The 12,814-nt window shown below is 42.5% G+C and carries 12 protein-coding genes; 6 read left to right on the top strand and 6 right to left on the bottom strand.

Annotated features, from left to right (window positions below):
- Genes NSS94_RS12535 through NSS94_RS12525 form a run of 3 tightly spaced genes read right to left on the bottom strand, consistent with a single transcriptional unit; the run spans nt 1 to nt 2,201 of the window.
- Complete coding sequence (locus NSS94_RS12535) at nt 1-759, bottom strand: lantibiotic immunity ABC transporter MutG family permease subunit (protein ID WP_165146500.1); 759 nt, start codon at nt 757-759, stop codon at nt 1-3.
- Nucleotide 760: 1 nt separating this feature from the next.
- Entirely contained in the window at nt 761-1,492 is a 732-nt protein-coding gene (locus tag NSS94_RS12530) for a lantibiotic immunity ABC transporter MutE/EpiE family permease subunit (protein WP_341039390.1), read from the bottom strand.
- A gap of 1 nt (nt 1,493) precedes the next feature.
- On the bottom strand, nt 1,494-2,201 hold the full coding sequence (locus NSS94_RS12525; protein ID WP_069011825.1) for a lantibiotic protection ABC transporter ATP-binding protein: 708 nt from the start codon (nt 2,199-2,201) through the stop codon (nt 1,494-1,496).
- A 150-nt stretch (nt 2,202-2,351) separates the two neighbouring features.
- Between NSS94_RS12525 and NSS94_RS12520 the strand changes: the two genes are divergently transcribed.
- A complete protein-coding gene (locus NSS94_RS12520; protein WP_341039389.1) occupies nt 2,352-3,479 on the top strand; it encodes an NAD(P)/FAD-dependent oxidoreductase in 1,128 nt (375 codons plus the stop codon).
- A gap of 124 nt (nt 3,480-3,603) precedes the next feature.
- Here NSS94_RS12520 and NSS94_RS12515 read toward each other — a convergent pair whose 3' ends face one another.
- Nucleotides 3,604-4,767: an MFS transporter gene (locus NSS94_RS12515; protein WP_341039388.1), complete on the bottom strand. Its 1,164-nt coding sequence runs from the start codon at nt 4,765-4,767 to the stop codon at nt 3,604-3,606.
- 111 nt (nt 4,768-4,878) lie between these two features.
- On the opposite strand from NSS94_RS12515, the gene NSS94_RS12510 reads away from it, so the two are divergent.
- Nucleotides 4,879-5,184 carry an ArsR/SmtB family transcription factor gene (locus NSS94_RS12510; RefSeq protein ID WP_165146488.1) on the top strand — a complete coding sequence of 102 codons (306 nt, stop codon included), beginning with the start codon at nt 4,879-4,881 and terminating at the stop codon, nt 5,182-5,184.
- 110 nt (nt 5,185-5,294) lie between these two features.
- Here NSS94_RS12510 and NSS94_RS12505 read toward each other — a convergent pair whose 3' ends face one another.
- Entirely contained in the window at nt 5,295-6,161 is an 867-nt protein-coding gene (locus NSS94_RS12505) for a MurR/RpiR family transcriptional regulator (RefSeq protein WP_029515164.1), read from the bottom strand.
- A gap of 181 nt (nt 6,162-6,342) precedes the next feature.
- On the opposite strand from NSS94_RS12505, the gene NSS94_RS12500 reads away from it, so the two are divergent.
- Nucleotides 6,343-7,362 carry a Gfo/Idh/MocA family oxidoreductase gene (locus NSS94_RS12500; protein ID WP_341039387.1) on the top strand — a complete coding sequence of 340 codons (1,020 nt, stop codon included), beginning with the start codon at nt 6,343-6,345 and terminating at the stop codon, nt 7,360-7,362.
- A 1-nt stretch (nt 7,363) separates the two neighbouring features.
- A complete protein-coding gene (locus tag NSS94_RS12495) occupies nt 7,364-8,350 on the top strand; it encodes a Gfo/Idh/MocA family protein (protein ID WP_340955493.1) in 987 nt (328 codons plus the stop codon).
- Nucleotides 8,351-8,494: 144 nt separating this feature from the next.
- Here NSS94_RS12495 and NSS94_RS12490 read toward each other — a convergent pair whose 3' ends face one another.
- The gene (locus NSS94_RS12490; protein ID WP_340955491.1) at nt 8,495-10,729 is read right to left on the bottom strand and encodes an alpha-galactosidase; all 2,235 of its coding nucleotides are present in this window, start codon (nt 10,727-10,729) and stop codon (nt 8,495-8,497) included.
- Between the two features lie 243 nt (nt 10,730-10,972).
- Between NSS94_RS12490 and NSS94_RS12485 the strand changes: the two genes are divergently transcribed.
- Entirely contained in the window at nt 10,973-11,812 is an 840-nt protein-coding gene (locus NSS94_RS12485) for an AraC family transcriptional regulator (RefSeq protein WP_029515168.1), read from the top strand.
- A 136-nt stretch (nt 11,813-11,948) separates the two neighbouring features.
- Nucleotides 11,949-12,806 (top strand): GRP family sugar transporter, encoded by an 858-nt coding sequence (locus NSS94_RS12480; protein WP_340955489.1) that lies wholly within the window; start codon nt 11,949-11,951, stop codon nt 12,804-12,806.
- The last annotated feature ends 8 nt before the right edge of the window (nt 12,807-12,814 follow it).

Below are 12,814 nucleotides of genomic sequence, written 5' to 3'. Positions count from 1 at the left end.
TTACTCCAACGAACTTTGTCCTTCCCAACGACAAATCCATAACCCTAATAATACCATGATGACTAAGGTCCCTACTACGCAATATCTGATTCCCAAATCGAGCTGTATAGCTTCAGGGATAGAATCAGCTGAGCTTACGCCGTATTGCACCCAGATCGTGATGAACCGGGCCGCCCAAGCAGAGGGAACGAATATCCAATTATGATCACCCAGCCCTGTAAGAAGCAAAGCGGACAATAGACTCTCCATAATACCCAGGCCGATGGAAGCTCCCTTACCGAACCGCAAACTAATGAAAAAATGCAGAATATAAAGGAACACACTGGACACAAACAGAATGCAGGCAGCCAACACATAAAACTTCAAGCCATACGGGGACTCTTTCATAAGATATATATAGCCAGCCCCAAAGCCGCCTGAGGCAAGCAGCACACTGCCAAATCCCAAGCACAGGAGTAGGCTAAGCTTGCTCAAAAAAGGTAACAGCTTCACCGGCGAGGTCAAGAGGTGTTGGAAATTTCCAGCGACTGACTCCTGCTCAACAGCAATGGAGCATACAATACCAATCATGATAGGAAGAACCACAGCCAGGACCTGCAAATAGCCGTCTATCTTCGAAATCGGTGAATACGGAGTAAAGGAATAGTAGGCTAGAAAAATTGCTATCCCCAAGATCGGCACAAGCAGCTGCACGAGCAATAAGGGCTGCCTTCGAAGTTTAAGCACGTCAGATTTCAGGTTGCGGAAGAAAGATATCATCTTACTTAGCCTCCCGTTTACGGAAAGACATGGCCGTCAGCACTGACAGAATCATGAATAGACATACTGTGATCAACAGGCCGGGAACAATTATGCCTCCATCCAAAAGTGGATCTCCTGAAGGAACGGCAAGCCCATTAGGCAGCACTTGGATGACGGCGCACATCAATCGCGCTGGTATAGCATAGGGTACCGCCCACCATACAGAAGACGTAGCGAACAAGACGGTGCAGGCTACGTTGCCCAGCATGTTGATGATTAGGGTGGCAAACATGCCTATTCGATCCGTCAGGAACAGGCAAAGTGGAACTTGCCACAAAAAGGTGGTGAAGAGGATCAGAGTTGCAGCGACGCTTTCTGCTAGTGTCACGGAAGTTGAGAATACGAATCCGCCAAGAGTTATCCCTATAAATAAAATAATAGAGGAAACCATTAAGAGTCTTACGCAAACCCCGATTTTACCGTACCATACCTGAGCCAAATCTACAGACATGCCAAGGACAGCACGGTATTTCAGCTTCTTGCCATCCTTTTGGATCACTCCTGAGCATATTAAGGTGAGCGCACCTGGCAGCAGCATGAAATACCACCAATTGTAGCTGGCGCTTTGGAGCATATGTCCCCCCATGAGCACGGTACACAGAAGAAGAGTAACGATGGGGGCCAGCCAGACCAGCTTTTTCGTGAAGGTACGCTTTAATTTTAGATGCTCGGCGGCTATATATTGCTGCATCCTACTCATCCCCTTTTCGGTATTCCTGTGCAATCTGCATGAACAACGATTCCAAGTCTTGTCCTGGTGTAACCGCCTCTTGGTAAGCTAATATGCCACCAGCGATAATACCGACATGGTCAACGATTTGTTCGACTTCGGATAAAATATGACTGGAAAGAATTACGGTAATTCCTTGCTTCGGGAAGGAGCGAATCAGCTCGCGTTGCTCCTGAATGCCAATGGGGTCAAGTCCGTTGGTTGGCTCATCTAAAATTAGTAGTTTGGGATGGTTGAGGAGCGCAATAGCAATGCCCAGCCGCTGTTTCATGCCCATCGAGAACTGGCCAGAGCGTTTTTTCCCGGTATGAGTCAAATCAACAATGTTCAGTACTTCATCAATTCGTGAATCAGGTAGTCCGAGCAAGGTTGTACGAACCTTTAAATTCTCTCTAGCAGTCAAATTCTCATAGAGTGGAGGAGATTCGATCAGTGCGCCGATCTGAGCGAGATATTTTCGTGACCAGGGTTTTCCTTGGAATAAAATTTCACCGCCTGTCGGACGTAGCATACCAGTTAACATTTTCAAGGTGGTTGATTTTCCAGCCCCATTTGGGCCAAGTAGCCCATAGACGGAATTCTCCTGAATAGACAGTGTGACGTTGTTCACCGCCTGTTGCCGTCTAAAGGTTTTGCAGAGATTTTTAGTCTGTAAAATAATGTTATCCATATCAGTTCATCCTTTTCATTCGTTCTGACAACTACTTTACAGATCAATTCTAAGAACTTTATAAGGATAGAAATATTAATGTTTCAAACTTTATGCATTCATGCGGTATTCGCTATAATGGATACAGTGATTTAGGAAAGGGATGTATTCATGAAGAGGGTTATCGTAATCGGAGCAGGAATTCTGGGGGCATCGACAGCATACCAGTTAGCAAAATTGGGCGCTGATGTCATTCTTGTAGACCGCAAAGATAAAGGACAGGCGACTGATGCAGCTGCTGGCATTATTTGTCCCTGGTTATCACAGCGACGCAATCAGGCTTGGTACCAGCTAGCCAAAGCGGGCGCACGTTTTTACCCCGGATTGATTGAAGAACTTAAAAGCGAGGGGGAAACAGAAACTGGCTATGCTCAAGTTGGAGCTCTCAGTATTCATGATGATTTGGAGAAAATTAAAAAAATGCAGGAGCGAGCACACTTACGACAAGCAGATGCGCCAGAAATCGGTGAGATTACGCAACTAAATGAAAAGGAAACCCATGAACAATTTCCTTTGTTAGTAGAAGGTTACCATTCTGTTCATATTAGTGGTGCCGCTCGTATAGATGGTCGTGCGCTGCGTGATGCGTTGATCCGATCAGCACAAAGAAATGGGGCAACCCTTATCCATGGGGATGCTGTGCTTCAATACGATTCCGACCATGTAACAGGAGTAACGGTCGGTGCAAACAGCTTCTCATCTGACGAAGTCATTGTTTGTGCAGGTGCATGGGCCAATCAACTGATGCTGCCTTTGGGCATTCATTTTAAGGTTAGTTATCAAAAAGCACAAATTATGCATTTGCAGGTTTCTAATAGGCAAGACACAGGCACCTGGCCTGTAATCATGCCGCCTTCTGATCAATATCTGCTTGCTTTTGACAAGCAAAAGATCGTAATAGGGGCGACTCACGAAAATGAAATCGAGGGTTACGATACGAGAGTAACAGCAGGTGGGATGCAGGAAATTCTGAACAAAGGTTTGGAAATGGCCCCTGATTTAGCAAACAGTACTTTTCAGGAGGTAAGAGTTGGTTTCCGTCCGTTTACACCCGGTTTTCTACCGGTGATCGGAGCTGTTCCTGGCTGGAATGGCCTTATAGCGGCAAATGGGCTTGGAGCATCCGGGTTGACCATGGGTCCCTTTATTGGAAATCAGTTGGCAAAGTTGGTACTTGGAATGGCCTTGGATATCAACATCGATGATTATGATATTCGAAATGCTATTGATGAAGAGTGATCCTTGAAGCTAGACAACAGTAGATATGCATAAGAAGCCGCCATACTGGCGGCTTTTCTAATAATATAAGTTCTTTTCCTGGCCCAAAGATAGAGCTTATGTCAATTTTTAAGGTTACTCGTTTCTATTTTAGTCTTAGACCTAGTAAAACCCCGCTACGTAGGAACAAGATAAGTGACACACCGAAACAAATCACAGAAAACAGACTAACGGAAATAAAACCACCGCTGTGAGCGTATAGCATTCCTGCTGTGAAAGAGCCAACCATTGTTCCAAAATACATAGAAGAATTGGCAAGTGATGAAACTGTTCCGCGTGCTGTGGCAGATAAGGTTTGAAGCATACTCATCATAAGCGGAAAAATCATTCCAAGGATAAGGAAGATCAGAAAATATGTAATTTCGACATAGGTCACACTAGGTAAATAGGGCAGAAGCAAATAAAGCAGACCGATGAAAATTACGCCATAGATCAAAGAGTGCTTAGGCCCCACTTTGTTAACTAAGCTGCTCCCAAATAAGCTACTAATCGTATTTCCTAAACCAAGGAATAACATCACCGTACCAATATTTGCAACATTGAGGCTGAATTTGTCGGACAGCCATGTGCCAATAAAAGAGAAGGCAGCAAAATTTCCGAGTTGGAACAGGAAGTAGGCCAGAAAAGCGACCTTAGGTGTTGACCCCTGCAGCAATGAACGGTATCTGTTCCTAATCGAGGGAGCCTTTTGCTTCTGTATAGAAGGAGGCAAGGCGGGCAAGAGAACAGCAGTCCAAATAACGATCAGGAAGGTGCAGCAACCAATCATAATAAAGGGTGTTTGCCACCCGGTGGTAGCGAGATAGCTGCCAATGGGAACGCCTAGCATTTGGGAAAAAGCTAATCCTGCGGTGACAACTCCCATGGCTTTTAACACTTTATGTGGTTGAACTAACTGAGGAATGGCTGCCCAAACTTGAGGTGAGGCAAAAGCGGCACTAATGCCAGCCAATAAGCGAAAAGCAAACATGGTCCAAAAATCAACGGCAAAGCCGCAAAGTAGAGTGAAGATACCAAAACCAAGTAAGCCGAACAGTAGTACTTTTTTTCGATTCCATGCATCTGACAACGGTCCTGCAATTAAGGCAAACAGAGCATACCCTAAAGCATAGGCTGAAACAATCCAGCCTGATTGTTCGATAGAAATGCCGAAGCTTTCACGAAGAATAGGTAGAAGAGGCGACACAATGAACGTATCTGTACCAATGAAAAACATGATCAAGAAAAACAAGGTGATAATTTTATTCAAAACGAAACCCTCCATTTGTTCTATAGTTCGAATATTTTCGAATAATAGAAATATAGCATTCCAATATGCTATAATGCAACTACAATTCTTTGTTAGGCAGGTGAACGGATCTTGAGAACGCTGTATCATCCCAACGTAATTGAAATTACTCTACCTACAGTTTTATATGCTCTAAGTGACCCCATTCGGCTTAATATCATCCAGATTTTAGACGAAAAAGGGGAGCAATCCTGCAGCTCGATAGATATTTCAGCTCCAAAGTCAACCTTGTCTCATCATTTTAAGGTTCTTCGGGAATCAGGGGTTATTCATACGAGAATAGAGGGAACCCAACGCTTTATCTCTATCCGTTACTTTGATTTGAATGAACGCTTTCCTAGCTTGCTGTCGGCCGTACTGATGGGCTTGAAGCAATAAAAGAAAAAGGTCTAGTTAGCATAAAACTAGCTAGACCTTATTTGTCGAAGAACAACCATATATAATTATAAATTGCCGCTTATTTTGCAGTTAGAGAGAAGCTAATCCCTCTACACGTCATTCATCATGTCATTGAGATGCGAATTCTTCAACGATTGTGTTGCGAATTGCATGTTTTTTAAGTAGTCAATTTTATAGATACAGGAGTAGATCACATTTAATACATAGTCAAAGGCAATTTGCGACGAAAATGTACCAATCTTGGCATGTTTTACTTCGTCATTAGGCACCTGGATACAGATATTACTGAGTTTGGCCAATTCATTTTGACTGGTTGCTGTAATTGTGATAAAAGGAATATTTTCATGTGTAAAGTGCTTTGCTGCTTTTAAAAAGATCGGTGATTTTCCGTGGTAAGTTAAAAAAACAGCGCAATCCTGTGGCGTAAGATTAGCCGTATGGTACGCCCACTCAGACAGCTCCGTAGCTATAACCACATACTTGTTAATTTTCACTAATTTATTTTGGAAACTTTTCGCACGGATTTGTGAATCTCCTAACGCATATATAAAGATCCTTTTCGCTTGATCCAGCAATAGGGCTGTTTGCGACAATAAATCATCATCCATGAATGTAAAGTTTTTTTCTATCGTTTCCTTCATTAATTCTGCAATTTCTTTCGCCACTTGAAGTGGGGATTCATCAAAACCAAATGGATAGTTGGGGTCTACATTGGAAATGTTCTGGGTATTCTGCTGAAACTCCCGAGCAAGTTTGATTATGAACTCCTTGAAGCCAGATAGCCCAAGTTTATGTGTTAATCGATTAATCGCGGAATGCGAAGTATATGTTGCCTTTGCAAGCTCCTGAATATTTAAGTGCAGGATACTTTCCTTATGAAGCAAAATATAGGATGCAATGCTTTTTTCATTTGGTGTAAAGTTTTGCATTTCGGATAATTGCATCAGTATTTTCAACAAGTTCAACTCCGGTTCAATTGAAATGACGTTTGATAAAGGATCTAAAATAAACATTTTGTTTGAAAATAAATAAACATTTTTAAAAATATTCGGTTGATTGTACCATTTTAGCGGCAAATCCTTTACGATCAACGTTCTTCTTCTATAATAAATGAAAAAGAGCCTAGGGGGAATTAATATGCTTAACATCGGTTATATTGGGAATGGCAAAAGCACCAATCGGTATCATCTTCCTTTTTCATTGACCAGAGATCATTTGAACGTAAAGACGATCTACGCCCGTAATCCAGATAAAGGGGAGTGGGAGAAAATCCCTGGCGTGCAGTATACTGATAATCTTGAATCTCTAATGAACGATAAGGAAATTCAGTTGATTGTTATCTGTACACCTGTAGAATCCCACTACACTTATGCGAAAATGGCACTCGACCACGGGAAAAATGTACTTGTTGAAAAACCCTTTATGTTAACGAAAGAAGAAGCTGTGTCCATCTTCCAATATGCCAAAGAGAAAAATCTGATTATTCAATGCTATCAAAACAGACGTTACGATTCGGATTTTCTCACTACCAAGAAGGTTATTGAATCAGGGAAACTCGGTGATTTGTTGGAGGTGGAAATGCATTTCGATTATTACCGCCCCGAGACCCCCAACTCCACCTCTCATTTTTCCAGATATAACAGCTACCTCTATGGACATGGCGCTCATACCATTGACCAGGTTCTTTCCTATTTTGGGAAGCCTGACACGATCCATTACGACGTGCGCCAATTGCTCGGTTCTGGAAGAATGAATGATTATTTTGATCTAGATTTTTATTATCCCTCACTCAAGGTATCCATTAAATCCAGCTTTTTTCGTTTAAAAGAGCGGCCGAGTTTTGTTGTATACGGCAAAAAAGGCGTTTTTATAAAGCAGACAAAGGATCGTCAGGAGGAGCATCTGAAATTATACTATCTGCCTAAGGGACACTCCGATTTCGGCATCGACCTGCCCGAGCATTACGGCATCTTAACATACCTTGATGATAAGGGCGAGTATCATGAAGATAAAATCGTTTCTGAAAAGGGAGACTATGCCCGAGTGTATGACGATATTTATCAGTCGATCGTAATTGGTAAACAAAAAGTGATTAAAGACGAAGAAACGATAATGTGTATGGAAATACTTGAAAAAGGTATAGAGGAGTGCAGCTAAAATGAAGTTAGGAATTGTCGGAGCAGGGATGATCGTAGGGGATCTATTAAGCTTTATTCAGGAAATCCCGACCATTTTACTAAAGGGAATTTGTTCTAGACCTAGCCACAAGGAGAAATTACTGGATTTACAAAGTAAATATGGAATATCTCAGATTTATTCGGATTACAGCGAGATGCTGATGAGTCGTGATGTGGATACAGTTTATATCGGGTTGCCTAATCATCTTCATTATTCATATGCGAAAGAGGCATTATTGAGTGGTAAACATGTCATCTGTGAGAAGCCGTTTACTTCCAATTTGCAAGAATTTCTAGAGCTAAAAGAAATTGCTCAGCAAAGAAAACTGGTATTGGTGGAAGCCATAACGAATCAATATTTGAAAAATTATTTGTCAATGAAGGAGTATCTACCTAAGCTTGGTGAGATCAAAATAGTGGAATGCAACTATTCTCAATACTCATCTCGGTATGAAGCTTTCAAAGCGGGAATAATCCAGCCTGCGTTTAATCCGGAAATGTCTGGTGGAGCCTTGATGGATATTAATTTATATAATATTCATTTGGTTGTTGGATTCTTCGGGAGCCCGAAGAAAGTGCAGTATTGGGCGAACATGGAGCGTGGAATTGATACTTCAGGTATGCTGCTGCTTGATTACGGTGACTTCAAGTGTGTCTGCATAGGTTCAAAAGACAGTACGGCTCCCAATGCAGTGAACGTTCAAGGCAATAAGGGCTATATACACATGGCAAGTTCAGCAAATATATGCGACTGCTTTGATTACACTGCGAATAAGGAAACGCCAATCCGGGTAGATCAGAAAGATCATCCCCATCGAATGTATGATGAATTCGTTGAGTTTGACCGTATCATCGAGGAAAAAGATTTGGAAAAAGTCTCAGAAATGCTTGAACACAGCGAGAGGGTCATGAATGTCATTGAGAAAGCCAAGCAATCCGCCAATCTTGTATTTGGTCCTGATAAATAAAGAAGCAGCTCAATTACTGAGTTGCTTCTGATCCGTAATTCCCACACAGCGGACACTGCATAACGGATAACCACTTCTTCGTTTAATCCTTGATTTCTCTCTTCAGTCATGTCTTTGATATCATTACTTCAAGTCATAATCCAATCACGAGGAAGTCTCTTTAGTTAGAGTGAATAATTCAGATGAAAAATCATATTTCTCCGCAATATTAAAATCCTGGTCATCCTTATAAGGCGGGGTGAGTATAAGTCCGATGTTCATTAACTCGCTGCCTGTAAAACGTCGGTCCAATTCTTTCACGAAATATACTGCCATTTCGTCCAGTCCGATGAGCTTTAGCCGTGAATAAGCTGCATTGGGGCGTGAGAGAGCCTGGTACCAGCCGACGAGAGCATGCTCACGTTCTGCATCAATGGTCATCCATGCTGTTTCATTTTTTTCAAAGGGACTTAGCAGACGGTAAAAGGTTCCCTGTGTAATTAATCGTCGGTGACGTTTATACACTTGTATTTGTTCTTTGATTACATTGCACTCTTCTTCGGACAAAGCCAATGGATCCAGTTCATAACCAAATACACCAAAGTAGGCGACATTGGATCTGGTTTGCAGCGGTGCCGTTCTGCCTACCTGGTGGTTCGGGATGCTTGACACATGAGCACCCATACTGCTAAGCGGATAGGCCATGGAAGTGCCATACTGAATCTTCAGACGTTCTATAGCCTCGCTATCGTCGCTTGTCCATGCTTGCGGAGCGTAATAAAGCATCCCTGGATCAAACCGTCCCCCACCGGAAGCACAGGACTCAAACAAAATCTCAGGGTGTTCGGTAATCAGCTTCTCATATAAAGCATATACACCCAGGACATAGCGGTGAAAAAATTCGCCCTGCCTTTCCTTGCCCAGAGATAACGAATAGGCTTCTGAAATACAGCGATTCATATCCCATTTTACGTATTCGATCCGAGCAGAAGAGAGCACGTCATCCATTAACTTAAACAGGTAATCCACGACAGGCGGTTGGGAATAATCAAGAACATATTGATGACGTCCATGCTTGCGTTGACGGCCGGGTGTTCCCACAACCCAGTCTGGATGCTCCCTCATAATATGAGAGTCGGAGTTAACCATTTCCGGCTCGAACCAAAGACCGAATTTCATCCCGAGCTGATTGATCTTCTTTGCCAAATTCGAGATCCCGTTCGGTAGCTTTTCAGGATTTTCAAACCAGTCACCGAGGGAAGAGGTATCATTGTTTCTTCGACCGAACCATCCGTCATCCAAGACAAAGAGTTCAATCCCCAGTTCACCTGCTTTTTTTGCCATATCAACTATTTTCTGCTCAGTAAAATCAAAATAGGTCCCCTCCCAGTTATTGATCAATACAGGTCGTTCCCGCTCGGTCCAACTGCTGCGAATTAAGTGTTTATTGTACAGGCTATGGTATGCTTGGCTCATGCCATTTAAACCGCTCTCAGAATAGACCAGAACTGCTTCAGGCGAATAAAAACATTCTCCTGGCTTCAGGGTCCAGCAGAATTTGTCAGGATGAATGCCGATCATCAATCGGGTAGTTGAATAGCTGTCCACTTCCGCCTGGGCAAGAAAGTTCCCGCTGTAAACGAGATTAACCGCATATACTTCTCCTTGGTGTTCCTGTGATCCGGGTTTGGCAAGCGCCAGAAATGGATTGTGAACATGACTACTAATTCCTCGAGTGCTCCCAATCGACTGTAGCCCAGGTCTCAATGGTGTACGCTCCACATGACGTTCCCTGCCCCAAGCCCCTGATAAATGAATAATTTCATATTCGGCTTCAGGAAGATCAAGACTCAGGCTCATTAGACGGTTGACTCTCAGGGGATTATTCCCGGAATTCGTTATGGATACGGATCTCGTGATCACGGGCAGTTCGCTGAAGATGGTGTAAGCAAGCACGGCCACCGTTCCTGTAAGAGAATCGGTCAGCGTGATGAGGAGTGTCTCTGCTTCATGTGCTTCCTTACAAAACGTAGCTGGAAGATGAGGAATTTTAGGTTTTCCAGTGATTACCTCGTAATGGTCATAAGTGAACTCCATTATATGAGATCCGTCCTCCTGTATGATCTCAATTGCTGGCTCTCGAAAGTCTCCACTTCCCGCAGAAGGAAATTCCTGCTTAATACTTTCCAACGATGTCACCAAGTCACTATCAAACTCACCGACAGACACGGGACGATAGCTTCGCTCGATAAAGCGGTCATATTGACCAAGGTACTCTATTTTTTTGCCGTAATATAAATGCTCCAATTGCCCGTTCTCCATGACACGGAAAAGATAACTACAGTATTTGTTCGTTAAGTGAAATGTCCGTTCCTTTTGGTTAACTTGTAGACTAGCCATGTACATAGCCCCTTTCAAAATATGTCGAACCACTTGAAAGCGTTATTATTGAATCAGCATAACAAAGATAGTGATAGTAAATACATGACTTTTTTTAAGTTGGATATGGGAAAAACAAAGAACCTTACAAAAAAATATAGTTTAGAGCCAAATTTTTTCTGGACATTTGTCATCCTTAACTTATGCTATACTGTTAAATTAACAAGCATAGGTTCTTTATTTGGAAAAGTGAGGAGGATGCCAATGGGCCAGAATATGATTCAATATGTTGATACGTATACCAGTTCAGAGCATAAAAATATATCAGATTTGATTTTGTATAACTGTGGCACAGAGCTCTGCTTATCCAAACAGGATTTTGGACCCATCGCCCGCGATTTTAATCTGGTTCATTTTGTACTAAAAGGACGAGGTAGGCTGGTGATTGACAACAAAAATTACGATATAGGAGAAGGACAGGCTTTTTTAATTCCGGCCAATAGGGTAGCTTATTACCAGGCGGATGAAGCCGAGCCTTGGGAGTACAGTTGGGTCGGCTTTATGGGCATTAAATCCGACATCTACCTGCAGAACATATCACTTCCACACCAGAACCCTTATATAATTGATATCGAAGATATTACGTTCTTTCATTCCACGATTATTGAGATGTTGCGGATCGGAGATAACACGCTTTCTTCATCGCTGGCTATACAGGGGTATTTATTCCATATTCTTGCCAAACTTGTACACAATTTGGGGGAAACGATGTCGATAAAGGAACAGCTTCCTTATTCGGTGCAAGCGATAAACTTTATTGAGAAAAACTACATCAGTGGCATCCAGATTAGTGAAGTAGCGGAGTACCTTGGTCTACATCCGAATTATCTGACCTCCGTTTTCAAACTAGAAACTGGTGAAACGCCTAAACAATATCTGATAGTCCTCAGGATTAAAAAAGCGTGCGAATTGCTGCAGCATACAGACTATTCGATCCAGGTCATATCTAATTCGGTCGGCTATACCGATCAGTTGACCTTTTCGCGAGCTTTTAAAAATGTAATGAGCATATCACCCAGCGCATATAGAAAAAAATTTCTTTGATTTTGCTATATAAATCTATAAAAATATTTGTATTTAGAAGCGGTTTTTTTTGCTATCGTAAAACTGTGGATTTTTTCCTGCATGGCATTTTAACGATTGTAGGAAGAGTACTTTTTACGGGAGGAGAATTTCGCGCGTGGATTTCATTATTGCTTTTATTCCAGCCCTTGGCTGGGGAGTTATGCCGATACTGGCGCATATTACAAAAGCCAGTCCCCGAGAACAGCTGACAGGTACCGTTATTGGTGCTGTGCTGTTTTCCCTGTGCTTGTACACCATTCATCCTACCTCATTAACACCGATTCATTTTGTGGTAAGTTTTATATCTGGTATTTTTTGGGCCGCTGGACAATTGCTCCAGTTTCAAGCTTTTCAAAAAGTAAGCGTATCGATCGCCATTCCTGTGATTTGTGGTCTGCAGTTGATAGGGACGACGCTATTTGCCGCACTTATTTTGGGTGAATGGATAACAGGGTACCAATATGCGATAGGCGTTGGTTCTCTTCTGTGTATATTGGTAGGAGTTCTGTTAACCAGCTATCAGGGCAAGTCTGCTGGATTGCCCAAGCCTTTGCCGGTACCCATTATCATAATGTTGGTTTGCTCGGGGTTAGCGTTAAGCAGTTATGTCGTGATTAATCAGTTTTTTCATATATCCGGGCTATCCGTCATTCTGCCGCAATCGCTCGGTATGCTATGCTCAGCCATGACCATGAATCTGAAGGGCAAAAAGCGGCTACGATTCTCTCTGGTGGTTCGCAATTTGTCGACAGGATTGGTTTGGAGCATTGCGAATCTAGCACTATTTATTTCCAATGGGCTGATCGGCATGGCGGCTAGTTTTCCGATCTCTCAAGCGAGCATTGCTATTGCCTGTGTTGGCAGCATTTTAATATTTAAGGAAAAGAAGAGTCCTCAGGAATGGATAGGTATACTTGCGGGAATTACAGTACTGATGATAGGAGTAGGAATGATCAGCATGCTCAAGCCTTAAAGAATCAT

The organism is Paenibacillus sp. FSL L8-0644 (genome assembly GCF_038008165.1).
GTDB classification, from domain to species: domain Bacteria; phylum Bacillota; class Bacilli; order Paenibacillales; family Paenibacillaceae; genus Paenibacillus; species Paenibacillus polymyxa_D.
The sequence above is the reverse complement of the archived record's forward strand: the minus strand, read 5'-3'. Positions and strand labels throughout refer to the sequence as shown.